Source organism: Rivibacter subsaxonicus, assembly GCF_004217215.1.
Lineage (GTDB): Bacteria > Pseudomonadota > Gammaproteobacteria > Burkholderiales > Burkholderiaceae_C > Rivibacter > Rivibacter subsaxonicus.
Map to the genome: position 1 here is coordinate 281,944 of NZ_SHKP01000008.1, position 19,157 is coordinate 301,100.

Genomic DNA, 19,157 nt, shown 5'->3' on the forward strand with positions numbered 1-19,157 from the left:
CTCTCAGGCGCCAGCCGGGGCCTGTACTGCGAACGCGGCCGCGACGGCCGGCTCAAGATTCGGGCCGATCAAGGCCTGGACTTCGATCGGGCTCAGGAGTCGATCTGGAATGAGTTCGCCGGCGGCGACGTGGGCCATGCCCAGCAACGCGGTCGGCTCGGGGCCGCCCGGCACCCGCACGGGTGCCGGTCCGTAGACGCGCACGGCGGCCCGGTCGGGCTCGGCCGGCACGCGCCGCCGCAGGCCGGTCAGGAAGCGGGCCGCCTCGCTGGCGTCGAGCACGATCTGCGGCCAGTCGGCGAGCAGCACGTCGGGCGACAGCAGCAGTTGCTCGCGCGCGCTGCCTTCGTCGAGCGCGGCCAGCGCTTCGAGCGTGATGGCGTGTTCGAGGTTCAACGCGCCGCTGGCGGTGCGCCTGAGCGCCGACAGGTGGGCGCCGCAGCCGAGCCGCTCGCCGATGTCCTCGGCCAGCGTGCGGATGTAGGTGCCCTTGCTGCAACGAACGTCGATCACGAGGCGCTCGGCCTGCCACTCGACGATGGCGATCGAGTGAATCGTGATGCGGCGCGGCGCGCGCTCGACTTCGATGCCGGCGCGGGCGTACTTGTAGAGCGCCTTGCCGTCGACCTTGAGCGCGCTGTGCATCGGCGGCACCTGGTCGATGGTGCCGGTGAAGGCGGCGCAGGCGGCGTCGATCGCGGCGCGGTCCAGGCCATCGACCGGGCGGTCCTGCAGGATCTCGCCCTCGGCGTCGCCTGTGCTCGTGCTGCGGCCGAGATGCAGCGTGGCGCGGTAGCTCTTGTCGGCGTCCAGGCTGACCTGGGAAAACTTGGTGGCGGCACCAAAGCACAGCGGCAGCAGTCCGCTGGCCAGCGGATCGAGCGTCCCGGTGTGGCCGGCCTTCTCGGCGCGCAACAGCCACTTGGCCTTCTGCAACGCATCGTTGCTCGACAGGCCGACCGGCTTGTCGAGCAGCAGCACGCCGTGCAGGGCACGACGCTGGATGCGTTGACGGGGGGCGCGCATGAACTACTACTTGCTCTCGTCGGTCGACGGCTCGTCGCTGTCGAGCGCGCGGGTGGCGTTGGCCTTGGCGATCAGCGCGTTCATGTCGGACGCGCGCTCGGTGGTGCGATCGAAACTGAAGTGCAGCGTCGGCACGGTATGGATCTGCAGCCGCTTGAACAGCCCGTTGCGCAGGAAGCCGGCGGCCTCGTTGAGCGCCTCCTCGCAGGCGGCCGGATCGCCGACCAGCACCGAGAAGAACACCTTGGCATGCGCGTAGTCGGGCGTGACCTCGACCGCGCTGATCGTGCACATGCCGATGCGCGGATCCTTGAGCTCGCGGATCAGCTCGGCCAGATCGCGCTGGATCTGGTCGGCGACGCGAAAGCTGCGGTTGGGAATGGAACGCTTGTGCTTCATGGTGGGTGCTCCTGCGCGGCCCTCAAACGACAAACCCCGCCTCCTTGCATCGGAGGCGGGGTTCGCTTGCCGGGCAAGCGCCGCCTCTTTACAGCGAGCGGGCGACTTCCTTGATCTCGAAGACCTCCAACAGATCACCTTCCTTGATGTCGTTGTAGTTCTTGAGCTTGATGCCGCACTCGAAGCCTTCCTTGACCTCGCGCACGTCGTCCTTGAGGCGGCGCACCGAGTCGATGTCGCCGGTGTAGATGACCACGTTCTCGCGCAGCAGGCGGAAGCGCGCATTGCGCCGCACCAGGCCCGAGGTGACCATGCAACCGGCGACGGTGCCGATGTTGGAGGCGACGAACACGGTGCGGATCTCCGCCGTGCCGAGCATCTCCTCGCGCTGCTCCGGCGCCAGCATGCCGCCCATCGCCGCCTTGATCTCGTCGACCGCGTCGTAAATGATGTTGTAGTAGCGGATGTCGACGTCGTTGCCCTCGGCCAGCTTGCGCGCCAGCACGTCGGCCCGCACGTTGAAGCCGACGATGACCGCCTTGGAGGCGATCGCCAGGTTGACGTCGCTCTCGCTGATGCCACCGACTGCCGCGTGCACGATCTGCACCTTGACCTCGTCGGTGCTGAGCTTGAGCAGCGAGGACGCGAGCGCCTCCTGCGAACCCTGCACGTCGGCCTTGATGATCAGCGGCAGCGTCTGCGCGGCGCCGGCACCCATGTTCTCGAACATGTTCTCGAGCTTGGAAGCCTGCTGGCGCGCCAGCTTGACGTCGCGGTACTTGCCCGAGCGGAAGGTCGCCACCTCGCGCGCACGGCGCTCGTCGGGCAGCACCATGAACTCGTCGCCGGCACCCGGCACCTCGGTCAGGCCCTGGATCTCGACCGGGATCGACGGACCGGCCTCGAGGCACGGCTTGCCGTTCTCGTCGAGCATCGCTCGCACCTTGCCGTAGGTTCCGCCGGCCAGCACGATGTCGCCGCGCTTGAGCGTGCCCGACTGCACCAGTACCGTCGCGACCGGGCCGCGGCCCTTGTCGAGCTTGGCCTCGATCACGATGCCCTTGGCCGGCGCCGCTTCCGGCGCCTTGAGTTCGAGCACCTCGGCCTGCAGCAGCAGTTGCTCGAGCAGGGCGTCGATGCCCTCGCCGGTGCGCGCCGAGACCGGAACGAAGGGCGAATCGCCACCGAACTCCTCGGGCACCACCTGCTCGGCCACCAGCTCGCCGCGCACGCGCTCGAGATTGGAGTCGGGCTTGTCGATCTTGTTGATCGCCACCACGATCGGCACCCCGGCCGCCTTGGCGTGGTGGATCGCTTCCTTGGTCTGCGGCATCACGCCGTCGTCGGCAGCCACCACCAGGATCACGATGTCGGTCGCCTTGGCGCCGCGCGCGCGCATCGCCGTGAAGGCCTCGTGGCCCGGCGTGTCGAGGAAGGTGATCACGCCACGCGGCGTCTCGACGTGATAGGCGCCGATGTGCTGCGTGATGCCGCCCGCCTCGCCGGCCGCGACGCGGCTGGTGCGGATGTAGTCGAGCAGCGAGGTCTTGCCGTGGTCGACGTGACCCATGACGGTGACCACCGGCGGACGCGGCAGCGCTTCGCCGGCAGCGGCGTCGCTCTGCTCCTCGAGCAGGAAGGCATCGGGATCGTCGAGCTTGGCGGCAAAGGCCTTGTGGCCCATGTCCTCGACGAGGATCATGGCCGTTTCCTGATCGAGCTGCTGGTTGATCGTGACCATCTGGCCCAGCTTCATCAGCTGCTTGATCACCTCGCTGGCCTTGACGCTCATCTTGTGGGCGAGGTCGGCCACCGAGATCGTCTCGGGCACGTGCACCTCATGGACCTGGGCCTCGGCCGGCGCCACGAAGGAGCTTTCGCCGCGCTCGCCACGGCGACCACCGCGCGGGGCCTTCCAGCCGTCGCGGCCACCACCGGCGCCCGGACGGCCACGCGCCGCGGCGCGCTTCTTGGCCGCATCGTCGGCCCAGCTCGACGAGAGCTTCTCGCTCTTGACGGCCTTCTTGTCGCCCGGCTTGGCGGCAGCACCTGCCGTCGCGCCCGGCGCGCCCGGCTTGGCGGTCGGCTTGTGGATCGTGCCCTTGATGCCTTCGGCAGGCTTCACTTCCTCGGGCTTCTTGGCGACCATCACGCCGCGCTTGGGGCCGGCCATCATGGCGCGGATCGCCGCGGCCTCGGACTCGGCGGCCTTGCGACGCTTCTCGATCTCGCCCAGCTTCTGGGCTTCCTCGGCGGCGATGTCGGCGGCGCGAACCACGCGCACGGTCGGCTTCGGTGCCACCGGTTCGGCGGCCGGGACCGCAACCACCGGCGCAGCCGGGGGCGCGACCGGCGCCGGCGCCGGTTCGGCCACAGGCTCGGCAGCGGGTGCAGCAGCGGCTGCGGCTGCGGCCGCACTCTTGCCGGTCTTGCGCTTGCCGGCCGCGTTGAGCGCCGCGGTGGCCGCGTCGGCGGCGGCACGACCGCTGGGGGCGGCAGGCGCCTCGGCAGCGGCTGCAGCCGCTGCGGCAGCAGCCTCGGCCGCCGCGCGTTCGGCCGCAGCCGCTGCGGCAGCCGCCGCTTCGGCAGCGGCCCGCTCCTGCTGGGCCTCGCGTTCGCGCTTCTGCTGCGCGATGGCCTCTTCCTCGCGTCGCAAGGCCTCGGCCTGCCGATTGGCCTCGTCCTCGCGACGCTGCAGGTCGGCCTCGTCGATCGTCGACTCGACCACCGCCTCGTCACCGGCGGGCGCTGCCTCGTCGCGCTTGATGAAGGTGCGCTTCTTGCGGACCTCAACCTGGATCGTGCGTGCCTTGCCCGAGGCGTCGGCCTGCTTGATCTCGGAGGTCGACTTCTTGGTCAGCGTGATCTTCTTGCGCTCGGCACTGCCGGTGCCGTGGGCATGGCGCAGGTAGTCGAGCAGCCGCTCCTTGTCGCCCTCGCTCAGCGCGTCATCGGTCGAGGCCTTGACGACGCCGGCGGACTGCAGCTGTTCGAGCAGGGTCGCGGCCGGGCGATTGAGCTCGGCGGCAAGTTGGGCGACGGTGGTCACGGCCATTGGTGGGGATCCTGTATTTCGTGCGTGCGGGGTGACGAGCGGCGGCCAGATCAGACGGTGAACCAGTGTTCACGGGCCTTCATGATCAACGCCTTGGCCTGCGCCTCGTCGACACCGGTCATCTCGGTCAGTTCGTCGACCGCGAGGTCGGCCAGGTCGTCGCGCGAATGCACGCCGCCATCGGCCAACCGGGCGATCAGGTCGGGATTGATGCCTTCGAGGTCGCGCAGGTCCTGCGAGACCTCTTCGACCTTCTCTTCCTTGGCAATCTCCATCGTCAGCAGCGCGTCCTTGGCACGGGTGCGCAGCTCGTTGACGGTGTCCTCGTCGAAGCTCTCGATCTCGAGCATCTCGGACAACGGCACGTAGGCCACTTCCTCGAGGCTGGTGAAGCCTTCGGCGATCAGGATGTCGGCCACCTCGGCATCGACGTCGAGCTTGTCGACGAAGATCGCGCGAATCGAGTCGCTCTCGGTAGCCTGCTTGGACGCCGATTCCTCGGCGGTCATGATGTTGATGCGCCAGCCGGTCAGCTCGGAGGCTAGGCGCACGTTCTGACCGCCACGGCCGATCGAGATCGCGAGGTTCTCCTCGTCGACGACCACGTCCATCGCGTGCTTTTCCTCGTCGACGACGATCGAGCTCACGTTGGCCGGCGCCAGCGCGCCGATCACGAACTGCGCCGGGTCCTCGGACCACAGCACGATGTCGACGCGCTCGCCGGCCAGCTCGTTGGTGACCGCGGTCACACGCGAGCCGCGCACGCCGACGCAGGTGCCGATCGGATCGACCCGCTTGTCGTGCGAGACGACGGCGATCTTGGCGCGGCTGCCCGGGTCGCGGGCGCAGCTCTTGATCTCGAGCAGGCCCTGCTCGATCTCCGGCACTTCCTGCGCGAACAGCTCGATCATGAAACCCGGAGCACTGCGCGAGAGCAGGATCTGCGGGCCTCGCAGCGTCGGGTCGACCTCTGCGATGTAGGCGCGAACGCGGTCACCGGTACGCAGGTTTTCCTTCGGGATCATCTCGCTGCGGCGCAGCCGACCCTCGACGCGACCGCTCTCGACCACCAAGTCGCCCTTGTCCAGGCGCTTGACGGTGCCGACGAAGATCTTGTCGCCGCGCGACAGGAAGTCGTTGAGGAGCTGCTCGCGCTCGGCGTCGCGGATCTTCTGCAGGATCACCTGCTTGGCGGCCTGGGCACCGATGCGGCCGATCGGCACCGAGTCGACCGACTTCTCGATGAAGTCGCCTTCTTCCAGGTCGGAGAGTTCCTCGCGCGCCTCGCTCAGCAGCTCTTCGGAATCGGGGTTCTGCAGGCCGGCGGAATCAGGCACCACCAGCCAGCGGCGATAGGTCTCGTACTCGCCGGTTTCGCGGTCGATCGTGACGCGGATGTCCACCTCGCCGCCATGCAGCTTCTTCGTCGCCGAGGCGAGCGCGAGCTCGACGGCACCGAACACCACCTCGCGGTCCACGCTCTTCTCGCGCGAGATCGCATCCACCAGCATCAACAGTTCGCGGTTCATTCTTCGAGACCTCCGATTTCCTGCGCAGGCACCTGGGCCTGCGGCTGCGCGCCGGGCTTCGTGGCCCTGCGCCCCTTGAAATCCACCACCGGCACCAGTCGCGCCTCGCGGATCTCATCGAGCGTGAAGCCCAGCACCTGCTCTTCCTTGCCATCGTGGAAGACCAGCTCCCACTGACCGTCGGCCGCGCCCTCGCGCAGCCGGCCGTCGTATTTCTTGCGCCCCTGGAACGGCAGCTTCAGCGTCAGCGCCACCTGCTCGCCGGCAAAGCGGGCGAAATGCTCGGGCTTGGTCAGCGGCCGGTCCAGGCCGGGCGACGAGACCTCGAGCCGGGCGTAGTCGACGCCTTCGACCTCCAGCACATACTGCAACTGCCGGGTGACGACCTCGCAGTCATCGACCGTCACGAACTCCGAGGGCCCGCTCGGGTAGACCGCTCCGGGCAGCCGGTCGATGTAGGCACGCAGCAGCCCCTGCGAGCTGCGCTCGCAGTCCACCAGCTCGTACCCGAGCCCGGTGACGGTCTTCTCGACGGCGGCTTGCCAATTCATCGTTCGTAGCGCGGCAATGGAATCCGGAACAGTTTTCGAGATGCGGTATGAAAACGCTTCGACCAAAAAAAAAGGGCTGGAATCTCCCGCCCGATCAATGATTTGGTGAAAGCGGGATTGTACCGTGTCGGCGCCGTAGCGGCAAGCCGCCCGACTGTCAAGGTGACGGGGCGGCGCCCCCTGCGTGCCAGAATCGCGCGCTGTTCGACGCCCCGCCGCACATCGCACGCGACGGCCGGGCTTTCTGATACGGAGACACCATGGGATTCCTCGCCGGCAAACGGTTGCTGATCACCGGACTGCTGTCCAACCGCTCGATCGCCTATGGCATCGCCCGCGCCTGCCATCGCGAAGGCGCCGAACTGGCCTTCAGCTATGTCGGCGAGCGCTTCAAGGGCCGCATCACCGAGTTTGCCGCCGAGTTCGGCTCGAGCCTGATTTTCGACTGCGATGTGGCCGATGACGCCCAGATCGAAGCCCTGTTCGCCGACCTGGCCAAGACTTGGCCCACTTTCGACGGCTTCGTCCACTCGATCGGCTTTGCGCCGCGCGAGGCGATCGCAGGAGACTTCCTGGACGGGCTGTCGCGCGAGGCCTTCCGCATCGCGCACGACATCTCGGCCTACAGCTTCCCGGCGCTGGCCAAGGCGGCGGCACCGATGCTCACGCCCAAGGCCGCGCTGCTGACGCTGAGCTACCTCGGTTCCGACCGGGTCGTGCCCAACTACAACACCATGGGCCTTGCCAAGGCCTCGCTCGAGGCCAGCGTGCGCTACCTGGCCAGCAGCCTCGGCCCCAAGGGCGTGCGGGTCAACGGCATCTCGGCCGGCCCGATCAAGACGCTGGCAGCTGCCGGCATCAAGGGCTTTGGCGAGATCCTGAAGGTGGTCGAGACCAGTGCGCCGCTGCGCCGCAACGTCACGATCGACGACGTCGGCAACGTCGCCGCCTTCCTGCTCAGCGACCTGGCGGCCGGCGTGACCGCCGAGATCACCTATGTCGATGCCGGCTTCAGCCAGGTGATGAGCGGCATGGGCTGGGCCAGCGCCGAGAGTTGAGCCCCAAGCGCAGCAGGACAAACGGCGCCCGCGGGCGCCGTTTGTCATTTGGGGCGGGACCGCTCAGTTCGCCCGCACGCAGTCCACGTAGTAGCGCTTGACGCCCGCCTCGTCGACCTCCTCGACCAGGCCGTGGACGTCGGTGTCGAAACCCGGGAAGCGGGCGTTGAACTCGCGCGTGAAGCGCAGGTAGTCGACGATCCGCTTGTTGAAGCGCTCGCCCGGGATCAGCAGCGGGATGCCGGGCGGGTACGGCGTCAGCAGCGAGGTGGCGATGCGGCCCTCGAGCGCGTCGATGGCGACCCGTTCGGTCTGGCGGTGGGCGATGTGGGCGTAGGCATCGCTCGGCTTCATCGCCGGGTGGATGTCGGACAGGTACATCTCGGTCGTCAGGCGGGCGATGTCGCCCTCGGCATAGGCCTCGTGGATCGCCTGGCAGAGGTCGCGCAGGCCCAGCCGCTCGTACTTGGGATGGGCCGCCACGAACTCCGGCAGGATGCGCCACAGCGGCTGGTTGCGGTCGTAGTCGTCCTTGAACTGCTGCAGCGCGGTGACCAGCGTGTTCCAGCGGCCCTTGGTGATGCCGATCGTGAACATGATGAAGAAGGAGTAGAGCCCCGTCTTCTCGACCACCACGCCATGCTCGGCCAGGAACTTGGTGACGATGCTGGCCGGGATGCCGGTCTTGGCGAACTTGCCCGACATGTCCAGGCCCGGCGTGATGATCGTGCTCTTGATCGGGTCGAGCATGTTGAAGCCCGGCGCCATGTCGCCGAAGCCATGCCACTTGTCGCTGGCCTTGAGCATCCAGTCGGAGGCTTCGCCGACACCGTCGGCGGCCAGCTTGTCCGGGCCCCAGACCTTGAACCACCAGTCCTTGCCGAACTCCTTCTCGACCTTGCGCATCGCGCGCCGGAACTCGAGCGCTTCCTTCAGGCTCTCGTCGACCAGCGCGGTGCCGCCGGGCGGCTCCATCATCGCCGCCGTCACGTCGCAGCTGGCGATGATCGCGTACTGCGGCGAGGTCGAGGTGTGCATCAGGTAGGCCTCGTTGAAGAGGTGACGGTCGAGCTTGACCGTCTGCGAGTCCTGCACCAGCACCTGCGAGGCCTGGCTGATGCCGGCCAGCAGCTTGTGGGTGCTCTGCGTCGCGTAGACCATCGCCTCCTTCGGCCGCACGCGGTACTTGCCCATCGCGTGGTAGCCGCCATAGAACTTGTGGAAGGCGGCATGCGGCAGCCAGGCCTCGTCGAAATGCAGCGTGTCGACATAACCGTCGAGCATGCTCTTGATGGTCTCGGTGTTGTAGAGCACGCCGTCGTAGGTGCTCTGCGTCAGCGTCATGATGCGCGGCCGCACCGCCTTGGCATCGACGCCGGCCAGCAGCGGGTTGGCGGCGATCTTCTTGCGGATCGTCTCCTGCTCGAACTCGCTCTGAGGGATCGGGCCGATGATCCCGTAGTGGTTGCGCGTAGGTGTGAGGAACACCGGCACCGCGCCGGTCATGATGATCGAGTGGAGGATGCTCTTGTGGCAGTTGCGGTCGACCACCACCACGTCGCCCGGCGCCACCGTGTGGTGCCAGACCATCTTGTTGCTGGTGCTGGTGCCGTTGGTGACGAAGAAGCAGTGGTCGGCGTTGAAGATGCGCGCCGCGTTGCGCTCGCTTTGCGCCACCGGGCCGGTGTGGTCGAGCAGCTGGCCGAGCTCCTCGACCGCGTTGCAGACGTCGGCGCGCAGCATGTTCTCGCCAAAGAACTGGTGAAACATCTGGCCGACCGGGCTCTTCAGGAAGGCCACGCCGCCACTGTGGCCGGGGCAGTGCCAGGAGTAGGAACCGTCCTGCGCGTAGTCCATCAGCGCCTTGAAGAACGGCGGCGCCACCGCGTCGAGATAGCTGCGCGCCTCGCGGATGATGTGGCGCGCCACGAACTCCGGCGTGTCCTCGAACATGTGGATGAAGCCGTGCAGCTCGCGCAGGATGTCGTTCGGGATGTGCTGCGAGGTGCGCGTCTCGCCGTAGAGGTAGATCGGGATGTCCGGGTTGCGCAGCCGGATCTCCTCGATGAACTTGCGCAGGTTCAGCACCGCCGGGTCATCCTCGGGGCCGGCGGTGAACTCCTCGTCGTCGATCGACAGGATGAAGGCGCTGGCGCGGCTCTGCTGCTGCGCGAACTGGCTCAGGTCACCGTAGCTGGTAGCGCCGAGGATCTCGAAGCCTTCCTTCTGGATCGCGTCGGCCAGCGCGCGAATGCCGAGACCGGAGGTGTTCTCGGAGCGGAAATCCTCGTCGATGATGACGATCGGGAAGCGAAAGCGCTGCATGGCCAGGGGCTCCGAGGGCGGGCGGGGGAAGTCGGAAAGCGCGCAAGTGTAGGGCCGTCGTCGGCACCGCGGCGTGACATCCTGCCAAGCGACCACCCGGACACCGCGACGTAGACTTGTGTACCGTATCTGGGCGCTGTGCGCGGAGTGAGGCCGATGAGCGTTTCGTATCCGACGATCTGGTGGGTCATCGCCGGCCTGCTGGTGGCGGCCGAACTCTTCAGCACGACCTTCTACATGCTGGTGCTGGCGCTGGGCGCCGCCGCTGGCGCGATCGCGGCCCACTTCGGCCTGTCGCTGCCGGCGCAGATCGTGGTCTTCTGCCTGGTCGGCGGGGGCGGCACCGCGCTCTGGCATTTCAAGCGCGCCCGCGCACCGCGCTCGGCCCCGGTTGCCTCCAACCGCGATGCACAGATGGACATCGGCGGACGCGTGCGGGTCGAGCGCTGGGAGGCCGACCGCAGCAGCGCGGTGCTGTACCGCGGTGCCACCTGGACCGCGCGCCTGCGCGCCGACGGTCCGGCCGAGCCCGGCGAACACGAGATCGTCGCCGTCGAAGGCAACCACCTGATCGTGGCCCGCGCGCAGCCGCGCTGAGGCAGCGGCATCGCCCGCCCCTTCCTTCCCTCACTCGTCGAAAGCCTGCATGGAAGTCGCCCTCGTCCTTGCGTTCATCACCATCGTCTTCGTCGCGCTGACGATCAAGACCGTGCCGCAGCAGCATGCCTGGATCGTCGAGCGGCTCGGCCGCTACGAGCGCACGCTGACGCCGGGCCTGAAGTTCGTGATCCCCTTCATCGAGCGCGTGGCCTACAAGCATTCGCTGAAGGAGATCCCGCTCGACGTGCCGAGCCAGGTCTGCATCACGCGCGACAACACCCAGCTGCAGGTCGACGGCATCCTGTTCTTCCAGATCACCGACCCGATGCGGGCCAGCTACGGCTCGTCGAACTACATCCTCGCGATCACCCAGCTGGCGCAGACAACGCTGCGCAGCATCATCGGCAAGATGGAGCTCGACAAGACCTTCGAGGAGCGCGCCACCATCAATCAGGCCATCGTCAGCGCACTCGACGAGGCCGCGCTCAACTGGGGCGTCAAGGTGCTGCGCTACGAGATCAAGGACCTGACGCCGCCGGCCGCGATCCTGCACTCGATGCAGGCCCAGATCACCGCCGAGCGCGAGAAGCGCGCGCTGATCGCCGCCTCCGAGGGCCGGCGCCAGGAACAGATCAACATCGCCACCGGCCAGCGCGAGGCCTTCATCGCGCGCTCCGAGGGCGAGAAGCAGGCCGAGATCAACAAGGCCCAGGGCGAGGCGGCCGCGATCGAGGCGGTGGCCACGGCCACCGCCGAGGCGATCCGCAAGATCGCCGCCGCCATCGAGCAGCCGGGCGGGACGCAGGCGGTGCAGTTGAAGGTGGCCGAGAAGGCGGTCGAGGCCTACGCCCAGCTGGCGCGGCAGAACAACACGATGATCGTGCCCGGTAACATGAGCGAAGTGAGCACGCTGATCGGCACCGCGATGGCGCTGATGAGGCACGGCGGCTCGACGCCAACGACGAAACCGACGACTCCTTAAGTTCGACCTGCCTCGCCAAGGCGGGCCGTGCGACATCGCTCGGCTAGAATCTTAGTCTTTGCTCGATTGCATTCCCGTGGAGGGATGGATGAGCGGTTTAAGTCGCACGCCTGGAAAGCGTGTGTGGGTTAACAGCCCACCGCGGGTTCGAATCCCGCTCCCTCCGCCAAGCACAACGCCCCGCTCGACGGGGCGTTTTGCTTGGTGGTGGGGGTTGGGTGAGAAGCCGCGCCCGGGTTCGCTCACTTCAAGTCCGGGGGACTTGAAGTGGACGCGACGCAGTCGCGGGCCTGCAGGGCCGAGTGATCCGCCCAAGCGGATCGCGAGCAGGACCGCTCCCTGAGCCAAGCACCAACCCGCCCGACGGGGCGTTCTGCCTCGTGGCGGGTGCCTCAGCGCGCCGGGCAGCCCAGGCCGATGCAGCGGCGGACCTCGCCGCTCATCGGATCGACGCGCAGGTTCATGCGGGCACGATCGCCGCGAATATCGGCCTCCCAGTGCGGATCGTCGTAGTCGAGGTCGGAGATGTCGCCAAGCTTCAGGTCTTCGAGCGCACGCGCGACCTGCGATGCCATCTTGCCGTTGGGCGGCGGCCGTACGTCGCTGTTCCACTCGGCGTTCGATCGCCGCTCCTGCCCGCTGCGCGGGTCGACATAGATCTCGCGGCAGCGTCGGCTGCTCGGTTCGCACACCACCACCTCCCAGCGACCATCGTCGATCTCGGCCGACACGACGACGCCAGGATTGCTCTTCTCGACCCCCTGCAGGATCTCGGACAGCGGCTTGCTGCCGGCCGGCGGGCGCTCGGCGGCAGCGCCGCCAGCCACGGCCAGCAGCAGTGCGCCCAGCAGCCAGGGAATCGATCGTTGAATCAGCATGCGGAACTCCTCGGGGTGATTGCTGCATGACGGCCACCCTGGCCGAACATTGGCCGCGAGCCTAGCGGCGGGCCAGCAGCGCACCAATCCCCTGCCTCCGCGGCGTCAGCCGCGAACTTCGCGCCGCTGTCGCCGCCACTCCCACGGTGGCACCGGCCCGGCGTCCTGCCACAGCCCGCGCCGTTCGCCGCGCGCGAGTTCCTGGTCATCGCGCAGTTCCGGGTCGCGGGCGTAGCGTTCGTAGACCCACGCCATGCCCGCGCGCACCTGCTCGGCGTTGGCATCGACACCACCGCATCGAACCCGCGCCACCGTCCGTCCGTAGCGATCGAGCGCCTGCGCCCTCACCTGCGCCTCGCGGCCGAAGCACAGGGCGGCCAGGTGGGCCCGGCTGCGGGCGCCGAAGGCCTGCGCCTTCTCCGGTGCATCGATCTCGGCCAGCCGCAGCCGCAGCGTCTGTGGTGTCGCGTCGGGGGCGGCGCGACAGCGGGCGCTGAGCGTGTCGCCATCGCTCACGCCCACGACCAGGCACAGCAGCAGGCTGCCGCCCGTGATCAGTACAGGCATTCTTCATCCCCAACGACCCGCGCACCCGGTCTTGGCCGGACGTCGCGGCAACCAACAAAGAAAAGGGGCGCCGAAGCGCCCCTCTTTCAAGCCGCGGAACTCAGTTCAGCGCGACCTTCTTGCCGTCCTTGTACGTGTACAGGGTCATGGCCGGGTTCTTCAGTTCACCGTCGGCCTCGAAGGCCACGTTGGCGGTGACACCCTTGTAGTTGGTCTCAAACAGCTTCGGGCCGTAGACCTTCGGGTCGACCGAGTTGGCGCGCTTCATCGCGTCGACCAGAACCATCGTCGCGTCGTAGACGTACGGCGAATAGATCTGGAACTGACCAGGGAACTTGGCGTCGTACTTGGCCCTCCAGGCCTTGCCGTTGGGCATCTTCTCGAGCGAAGCGCCACCTTCGGCACAGACCACGTTGCCAAGCGCCTTGGCGCCGGCCGACAGTTCAGCCAGCTTCGGCGTGCAGATGCCGTCGCCGCCGAAGAACTTGACGTTGCTCATGCCCAACTGGTCCATCTGGCGCAGCATCGGGCCGGCCTGCGGGTCCATGCCGCCGTAGAACACGCCGTCCGGCTTCTTGGACTTGATGGCGGTCAGGATCGCCATGAAGTCGGTCGCCTTGTCGGTGGTGTACTGCTCGTCGACGATGTTGATGCCGCGTGCCTGCGCCGTCTTCTTGAAGACCTCGGCCACGCCCTGGCCGTAGGCGGTGCGGTCGTCGATGATCGCAACGTTCTTGAGCTTCAGGTTGTTGGCAGCGTGCAGCGCGAGACCGGCGCCGAGCGCGTTGTCGTTGGCCAGCACGCGGAAGGCCGTCTTGTAGCCTTGCTGCGAGTACTTCGGGTTGGTCGCCGACGGCGTGATCTGCGGAATGCCGCAGTCGTTGTAGATCTTCGAAGCCGGGATCGTGGTGCCCGAGTTCAGGTGACCGACCACGCCGGCAACCTTGGCATCGCACAGCTTCTGGGCAGCGGCGGTGCCTTGCTTCGGGTCGGCTCCGTCATCTTCGGCCAGCAGTTCGAACTTGATCTTCTTGCCGCCGATCACCAGGTTCTGGGAATTCAGTTCCTCGACCGCCAGGCGGGCGCCGTTCTCGTTGTCCTTGCCGTAGTGGGCCTGGGCGCCGGAGACCGGGCCGACGTGGCCGAGCTTGACCACTTGCACGTCCTGCGCCGATGCGGCGCCGGCAATGCCCAGCAGGGCAGCGGCAACGATCACATTCACTTTTGCTTGCATGGATTGACCTCCAAAGTAGGCGAATAGTTGAGCGGAAATATTGTCCTCAACGCAGCGAACGTTACTCGAAAACAAGCACGCCGCAGCGATGCGAAACCCGGGGTTAACACCGTCGTCTGAATCCGACCGGCCAAACGCGCCGCGGTTCCCCGACGTCACTGTCTAGCAAGCGGCGGGCCGCGGACCATCGCCCGAGCGCCGATCCGGCGCGCTGCCGACGGCGCATCCGCGCTCAGCGCCGTCGCGCCACTTCCTGCTCCACCACCTGGGCGAGCAACTCGCGCAGGGCCGTCGCAAGTTCGTCGCGGGCCTCGGCGACGACCGTCTGCGCCGCCCGCTCTAGCACCGGCGCCAGGATCTCGCGCAGCCGGGACTCGATCACCAGGTCGACCTGGCGCTGGAGTTCGGGCAGCAGGCGCTGCACCAGTTGTTCCTCGTCGAACCCGGCCTCTGCCAGCTGCACGGCCACCGCCTCGACGACCTCCAGACCCGGTTCGACCGCTCCGGGCACGGGCGACCCGGCTGCAACCGTACTGCCGTCCTCGCCCGCCGGCGCGGGCAGCTCGAAGGCGTCGATGACCTCGGTCAGCGTCGGCACCGCCGACGGCGGCAGGCGGCGCGGGCCGGGCTGCGAAGGCGTGGAATCCACCATCCGGGGTCAGCCGCCGCGATCGGGCTGGCCGGCCGCGCCGGCGCGATCGTGATGAAGCAGCGTGTAGCCGCGATCGGCGTAGTGCTTCCAGCGTTGGCGCCCGGCCAGGCGCTCCTCGGCCGCGTCGCCGACCACCTCGATCAGCCGCTCGAAGCTCTCGAAGCCTACGGCCACCTCGGGGCCGAGGTTGACCAGGACAGGGACCGCGGGCGCATCGGCCGCGTGCTCGACCAGCCAGATCGGCGTCGCCGCGCGCTGGGCCGGCGTCGGCTGCGCGCCGGCGGGCAGCCGCACATGGGCAACGAAGGCCAGCGGGTCGAAGCTCCAGAGTGCCCGGTCGAGTTCGGCCAGGCTTGAGGCTTCGCCGGTGACCGCGATCCGGGCCCCGCCGCGCTGCGCCTTGCGCAGCAAGCGGCAGGCGTAGGCCAGGCGATCGCCGACGCCGGTGTGGAACGTCACCTCGGTCATCGTGATCCCCGCCGCCGCCGCCGCTCCCGCTCAGCCGGCCAGCGACAGCAGGAAGTGGGTCAGCAGCGGCACCGGGCGGCCGGTACCGCCCTTGGCCGCGCCGGACTTCCAGGCCGTGCCGGCGATGTCGAGGTGGGCCCAACGGTACTTGGTGGCGTACTTGCTGAGGAAGCGCGCCGCGGTGATCGAGCCACCGGCGCGACCGCCGACGTTGCCCATGTCGGCGAAGTTGCTCTTGAGACCTTCGTCGTAGTCCTCGTCGAGCGGCATGCGCCAGGCCGGGTCGAGTCCGGCGTCGCCCGCGGCGAGCAGGCCGGCGGCCAGCTTGTCGTCGGCGCTGAACAGGCCCGAGCGATGGTGGCCGAGCGCGATCACGCAGGCGCCGGTCAGCGTGGCGATGTCGACCACCGCCTGCGGCTTGAAGCGCTCGGCGTAGGTCAGCGCATCGCACAGGATGAGCCGGCCCTCGGCGTCGGTGTTGAGGATCTCGATGGTCTGGCCCGACATCGAGGTCACCACGTCGCCCGGCTTGACGGCGCGGCCGCTCGGCATGTTGTCGCACGAGGGAATCAGGCCGACCACGTTCAGCTTGAGCTTGAGTTCGCCGATGGCACGGAAGGTGCCCAGCACGCTGGCGGCGCCACCCATGTCGAACTTCATCTCGTCCATCTCGGCCGAGGGCTTGATCGAGATGCCGCCGGTGTCGAAGGTGATGCCCTTGCCGACCAGCACCACCGGCGCCTGGCTCTTGGCCGCACCGTCATGGCGCAGCACGATGAACTTCAACGGCTCGTCGGAGCCCTGCGCCACGGCGAGGAAGGCCCCCATGCCGAGCTTCTCGACCGCCTTGCGGTCGAGCACCTCGACCTTGAATCCGTACTGCTTGGCCAGTTCGCGGGCGCGATCGGCCAGATGCGAGGGCGTCGCGTGGTTGGCCGGACGGTTGCCGCACTCGCGCGCCAGCGCGACGCCGGATGCGATCGCCTCGCCGCGGCTCAGGCCCTGCTGCGCGGCCTTGAGCGAGCCCGCCGCCACCAGCAGCGAGACCTTCTTCAGCGCCGCGTCGGCCGGCGCGCTCGGCTTGGTGTGGCGATACACGTAGGTCGCATCGCCGACCGCGGCCACCAGGGCCTCGGCATGCGCGGCCTCGGGTGCCGCCAGGCCTGCATGCAGCACCGCCGCGTGCTTGGCCCCGCCCTGCTTCAGCGCAGCCAGCGCCGCGCCGACGGCCGACTTGAAGGCCTTGGCGCTGCCGTCGGCCGCCACCGCGAACACCAGCCGCGGTGCCTTGACGCCGGCCGGACGATGCACGTACAGCGCGCGGCCGGCCTTGAGCGCCAGGTCGTCCGAGGCCAGCGCCTCCTTCAGCAGCGCGGCCAGCGGCGCGTCCAGGCGCTGGCTCTTGGCCTCGCCGGCGAGCACCACGACGAGCGCGTCGCAGGCAATCTTGGAAGGCGCATCGGCGCCGGCACTGAGGGCACGGAAATCCATCGTCGGGTCCTTATACGATCTCTAGAATAAGCCGCAGATGTTATTCGATTCCACTCTCCGCCGAGACCTCTCGCGCAGCTTCGGGGCGACCCTGATCGTGATCCTGACCATCGTCATCACGATGTTCATGATCCGCACGCTCGGCCAGGCCGCCGGTGGTTCGGTCGACCCGCGCGACGTCGCGCTGCTGCTCGGCTACATCACGCTGGAGAACCTGCCGACGATGCTCAGCCTGTCGCTGTTCATCGCGGTCGTCACGACGCTGACGCGGATGTACCGCGACAGCGAGATGGTGATCTGGTTCGCCAGCGGCGTGAGCCTGATGCGCTTCCTGCGCCCGGTGCTGCGGCTGGCGATGCCGGTGATCGTCATCATCACGCTGCTGGCCTTCGTCGTCTGGCCCTGGGGCAACCGACAGGTCGCCGAGCTCAAGGACCGCTACCAGCGGCGCTCGGACCTGGCCCGCATCGCGCCCGGCCAGTTCCAGACCTCGAGCGACGGCAAGCGCGTGTTCTTCATCGACAAGGACACCGGCGACGGCAGCAACGCGCGCAACGTCTTCCTGCTCGAGCGAAATGCCGATGGCGAGTCGGTCACCTCGGCGCGCAGCGGCCGCGTCGTGGTCGAAGGCAACGACCGCTTCGTCGAACTCGAACGTGGTCAGCGCAGCGAGCTGAACCCGGTCACGCTCGAGCGCCGCCAGGCCAGCTTCGACAGCTACCGGGCGATCGTCGGCGAGCGCCTGGTCAGCCCCAACGAGAACCTGCCGCCAAAGGCGCTGGGCACGATCGCGCTGCTGCTCGATCCCACGCCGCGCCACCAGGCCGAGCTGGTCTGGCGCACTGGCCTGGCGCTCGGCGCCTTCAACCTGGTGCTGCTCGGCATCGGACTGTCGGCCGGCAACCCGCGCCGCGCCAGCAGCTGGAACCTGCTCTATTCGCTGCTCGCCTTCGTCGTCTACTTCAACCTGCTCAACCTCAGTCAGGCCTGGGTCGCGAGCGGCCGCCTCGGGCCGTGGACGACGCTGCTCCTGGTGCACGGGCTGACCCTGGCCGGAGCGCTGGCACTGCTGTGGTGGCGCGAGCGTGGCACGGCACTGTCGCTGCGTCGCAGACGCATGCCGGTACCGGCCGCCGGCGACGCAGCCACGCCGGCGGCGCGCTGAGGACCGACGGCCGATGCGCACCGTCCGACGCCTGCTCTACAGCGAGATCCTGGGGGCGGTGCTGTTCGTCACCGTCGCCTTCCTGGCACTGTTCTACTTCATCGATTTCGTCGAGGAGATCGATGACGTCGGCCAAGGCAGCTACAGCGTGGCCAAGGCCGCGCTCTATTGCCTGATGCTGGTCCCCGGCCATCTCTACGAGCTGCTGCCGATCGCGGTGCTGATCGGCTCCATCTACGCGATGGCCAAGCTGGCCCAGTCCTCCGAGTTCACGATCCTGCGCACCGCCGGGCTCGGCCCGGGGCGCGCGCTGTCGCTGCTGGCCGTGCTCGGCATCGGCTTCGGCGCGCTCAGCTTCGCGCTCGGCGACGTCGTCGCACCCTGGTTCGACCAGCACGCCAACCAGTTGCGCAACAACGCGCGGCGCGGCGACCCGGTCGCACCGGCCGGCGCCCAGACCGCCGGCGCCGGCGCCTGGCTCAAAGATCGGCGCGAAGCGCCGGCCGGTGCGATGCCGCCGGGCGAGCGCCTCGACACGATCCGCGTCGGCCGCGTGCTGGCCAACGGCACGCTCGAGGACGTGCAACTCTTCGAGTTCGATGCCGACGGCCAGTTGCTCACCCGGGTGCAGGCCACCGGCGCGAGCGTCGACGGCAGGCGCCTGCGCCTAGTCGACGCCCAGGTGGCGCGCTGGCGCGCCGACGCCGACGGCAACCTGCCGGCGATCGAACAACTGGCCCAACTCGACTGGCCGAGCACGCTGACGCCGGCGGTGGTGGCGGCGGCGGTGTCGCCGGTGAAGAGCATGTCCACGCTCAACCTCTATCGCTACACCAGCCACCTGTCCGACAACGAACAGGCGGCGCAACGGCACGAGATCCAGTTCTGGAAGAAGGCGCTCAACCCGCTGGCGCCGCTGGTGATGCTGGCGCTGGCGCTGCCCTTCGCCTACCTGCACGGGCGCTCGGGCGGGGTCAGCCTCAAGGTCTTCGGCGGCATCCTGCTCGGCATCAGCTTCGTGCTGCTCAACAACGTCTCGACCCATCTCGGACTCCTGCGCGACTGGACGCCCTGGATCGCGGCCGCCGCGCCGAGCGTGCTCTACCTGATGATGTCGATGGCGGCCTTCAGTTGGCTGGTGAGAAACCGATGAGCGCCGCACGGCCGCTCCGAATGC

The 19,157-nt window shown here is 68.3% G+C and carries 17 protein-coding genes and 1 tRNA gene; 6 read left to right on the top strand and 12 right to left on the bottom strand.

All coding sequences use genetic code 11. The features are described from left to right. Positions 1-3: 3 nt before the first annotated feature. The 5 genes from truB to rimP all read right to left on the bottom strand — a co-directional run bounded on the left by truB (position 4) and on the right by rimP (position 6,560). Entirely contained in the window at positions 4-1,026 is a 1,023-nt protein-coding gene (gene truB / locus EV670_RS17015; protein ID WP_130434353.1) for a tRNA pseudouridine(55) synthase TruB, read from the bottom strand. Positions 1,027-1,032: 6 nt separating this feature from the next. Next, positions 1,033-1,425 (bottom strand): 30S ribosome-binding factor RbfA, encoded by a 393-nt coding sequence (gene rbfA / locus EV670_RS17020; protein WP_130434355.1) that lies wholly within the window; start codon positions 1,423-1,425, stop codon positions 1,033-1,035. 88 nt (positions 1,426-1,513) lie between these two features. Beyond that, positions 1,514-4,480, bottom strand: a complete 2,967-nt coding sequence (gene infB, locus EV670_RS17025) for a translation initiation factor IF-2 (protein WP_130434357.1) — start codon at positions 4,478-4,480, stop codon at positions 1,514-1,516. Positions 4,481-4,530: 50 nt separating this feature from the next. Then, the gene (gene nusA, locus EV670_RS17030) at positions 4,531-6,009 is read right to left on the bottom strand and encodes a transcription termination factor NusA (RefSeq protein WP_130434359.1); all 1,479 of its coding nucleotides are present in this window, start codon (positions 6,007-6,009) and stop codon (positions 4,531-4,533) included. Then, positions 6,006-6,560: a ribosome maturation factor RimP gene (gene rimP, locus EV670_RS17035; RefSeq protein ID WP_130434361.1), complete on the bottom strand. Its 555-nt coding sequence runs from the start codon at positions 6,558-6,560 to the stop codon at positions 6,006-6,008. The genes nusA and rimP overlap by 4 nt, the downstream gene beginning before the upstream one ends. Before the next feature lie 260 nt (positions 6,561-6,820). Between rimP and fabI the strand changes: the two genes are divergently transcribed. Next, positions 6,821-7,618, top strand: coding sequence for an enoyl-ACP reductase FabI (gene fabI / locus EV670_RS17040; RefSeq protein WP_130434363.1), 798 nt, complete (start codon positions 6,821-6,823; stop codon positions 7,616-7,618). A 63-nt stretch (positions 7,619-7,681) separates the two neighbouring features. On the opposite strand, the gene EV670_RS17045 is transcribed toward fabI, so the two are convergent. Further along, a complete protein-coding gene (locus EV670_RS17045) occupies positions 7,682-9,943 on the bottom strand; it encodes an arginine/lysine/ornithine decarboxylase (protein ID WP_130434365.1) in 2,262 nt (753 codons plus the stop codon). Between the two features lie 156 nt (positions 9,944-10,099). On the opposite strand from EV670_RS17045, the gene EV670_RS17050 reads away from it, so the two are divergent. The 3 genes from EV670_RS17050 (at position 10,100) to EV670_RS17060 (ending at position 11,694) form a co-directional block, all read left to right on the top strand. Beyond that, positions 10,100-10,540, top strand: coding sequence for an NfeD family protein (locus tag EV670_RS17050; RefSeq protein ID WP_130434367.1), 441 nt, complete (start codon positions 10,100-10,102; stop codon positions 10,538-10,540). A 49-nt stretch (positions 10,541-10,589) separates the two neighbouring features. Continuing rightward, positions 10,590-11,525, top strand: coding sequence for an SPFH domain-containing protein (locus EV670_RS17055; protein ID WP_130434369.1), 936 nt, complete (start codon positions 10,590-10,592; stop codon positions 11,523-11,525). A 78-nt stretch (positions 11,526-11,603) separates the two neighbouring features. Next, positions 11,604-11,694: transfer RNA gene (locus EV670_RS17060), tRNA-Ser, on the top strand. Between the two features lie 223 nt (positions 11,695-11,917). Here EV670_RS17060 and EV670_RS17065 read toward each other — a convergent pair. From EV670_RS17065 to EV670_RS17090, 6 genes are all read right to left on the bottom strand, one after another. After that, complete coding sequence (locus tag EV670_RS17065; protein WP_130434371.1) at positions 11,918-12,403, bottom strand: PepSY domain-containing protein; 486 nt, start codon at positions 12,401-12,403, stop codon at positions 11,918-11,920. Between the two features lie 105 nt (positions 12,404-12,508). Further along, the gene (locus EV670_RS17070) at positions 12,509-12,970 is read right to left on the bottom strand and encodes a thermonuclease family protein (protein WP_130434373.1); all 462 of its coding nucleotides are present in this window, start codon (positions 12,968-12,970) and stop codon (positions 12,509-12,511) included. A gap of 100 nt (positions 12,971-13,070) precedes the next feature. Next, positions 13,071-14,204 carry a branched-chain amino acid ABC transporter substrate-binding protein gene (locus EV670_RS17075; RefSeq protein ID WP_130434375.1) on the bottom strand — a complete coding sequence of 378 codons (1,134 nt, stop codon included), beginning with the start codon at positions 14,202-14,204 and terminating at the stop codon, positions 13,071-13,073. A gap of 232 nt (positions 14,205-14,436) precedes the next feature. Then, the gene (locus EV670_RS17080) at positions 14,437-14,856 is read right to left on the bottom strand and encodes a hypothetical protein (RefSeq protein ID WP_130434377.1); all 420 of its coding nucleotides are present in this window, start codon (positions 14,854-14,856) and stop codon (positions 14,437-14,439) included. Positions 14,857-14,862: 6 nt separating this feature from the next. Beyond that, positions 14,863-15,324, bottom strand: a complete 462-nt coding sequence (locus EV670_RS17085; RefSeq protein ID WP_130434379.1) for a DNA polymerase III subunit chi — start codon at positions 15,322-15,324, stop codon at positions 14,863-14,865. Positions 15,325-15,354: 30 nt separating this feature from the next. Beyond that, a complete protein-coding gene (locus EV670_RS17090) occupies positions 15,355-16,815 on the bottom strand; it encodes a leucyl aminopeptidase (RefSeq protein ID WP_130434381.1) in 1,461 nt (486 codons plus the stop codon). Positions 16,816-16,852: 37 nt separating this feature from the next. Here EV670_RS17090 and lptF point away from each other — a divergent pair, with 37 nt between their 5' ends. Together lptF and lptG are read left to right on the top strand one after the other, a co-directional pair. Next, positions 16,853-17,980, top strand: a complete 1,128-nt coding sequence (gene lptF, locus EV670_RS17095; RefSeq protein WP_130434383.1) for an LPS export ABC transporter permease LptF — start codon at positions 16,853-16,855, stop codon at positions 17,978-17,980. Between the two features lie 13 nt (positions 17,981-17,993). Continuing rightward, the gene (lptG, locus tag EV670_RS17100) at positions 17,994-19,133 is read left to right on the top strand and encodes an LPS export ABC transporter permease LptG (RefSeq protein WP_130434385.1); all 1,140 of its coding nucleotides are present in this window, start codon (positions 17,994-17,996) and stop codon (positions 19,131-19,133) included. Positions 19,134-19,157 lie beyond the last annotated feature (24 nt).

Excerpts from the sequence above, each read along its gene's own strand:
- truB (WP_130434353.1), bottom strand. The coding sequence starts at position 1,026 with ATGCGCGCCCCCCGTCAACGCATCCAGCGTCGTGCCCTGCACGGCGTG.
- rbfA (WP_130434355.1), bottom strand. The coding sequence starts at position 1,425 with ATGAAGCACAAGCGTTCCATTCCCAACCGCAGCTTTCGCGTCGCCGAC.
- infB (WP_130434357.1), bottom strand. The coding sequence starts at position 4,480 with ATGGCCGTGACCACCGTCGCCCAACTTGCCGCCGAGCTCAATCGCCCG.
- nusA (WP_130434359.1), bottom strand. The coding sequence starts at position 6,009 with ATGAACCGCGAACTGTTGATGCTGGTGGATGCGATCTCGCGCGAGAAG.
- rimP (WP_130434361.1), bottom strand. The coding sequence starts at position 6,560 with ATGAATTGGCAAGCCGCCGTCGAGAAGACCGTCACCGGGCTCGGGTAC.
- fabI (WP_130434363.1), top strand. The coding sequence starts at position 6,821 with ATGGGATTCCTCGCCGGCAAACGGTTGCTGATCACCGGACTGCTGTCC.
- EV670_RS17045 (WP_130434365.1), bottom strand. The coding sequence starts at position 9,943 with ATGCAGCGCTTTCGCTTCCCGATCGTCATCATCGACGAGGATTTCCGC.
- EV670_RS17050 (WP_130434367.1), top strand. The coding sequence starts at position 10,100 with ATGAGCGTTTCGTATCCGACGATCTGGTGGGTCATCGCCGGCCTGCTG.
- EV670_RS17055 (WP_130434369.1), top strand. The coding sequence starts at position 10,590 with ATGGAAGTCGCCCTCGTCCTTGCGTTCATCACCATCGTCTTCGTCGCG.
- EV670_RS17065 (WP_130434371.1), bottom strand. The coding sequence starts at position 12,403 with ATGCTGATTCAACGATCGATTCCCTGGCTGCTGGGCGCACTGCTGCTG.
- EV670_RS17070 (WP_130434373.1), bottom strand. The coding sequence starts at position 12,970 with ATGCCTGTACTGATCACGGGCGGCAGCCTGCTGCTGTGCCTGGTCGTG.
- EV670_RS17075 (WP_130434375.1), bottom strand. The coding sequence starts at position 14,204 with ATGCAAGCAAAAGTGAATGTGATCGTTGCCGCTGCCCTGCTGGGCATT.
- EV670_RS17080 (WP_130434377.1), bottom strand. The coding sequence starts at position 14,856 with ATGGTGGATTCCACGCCTTCGCAGCCCGGCCCGCGCCGCCTGCCGCCG.
- EV670_RS17085 (WP_130434379.1), bottom strand. The coding sequence starts at position 15,324 with ATGACCGAGGTGACGTTCCACACCGGCGTCGGCGATCGCCTGGCCTAC.
- EV670_RS17090 (WP_130434381.1), bottom strand. The coding sequence starts at position 16,815 with ATGGATTTCCGTGCCCTCAGTGCCGGCGCCGATGCGCCTTCCAAGATT.
- lptF (WP_130434383.1), top strand. The coding sequence starts at position 16,853 with ATGTTATTCGATTCCACTCTCCGCCGAGACCTCTCGCGCAGCTTCGGG.
- lptG (WP_130434385.1), top strand. The coding sequence starts at position 17,994 with ATGCGCACCGTCCGACGCCTGCTCTACAGCGAGATCCTGGGGGCGGTG.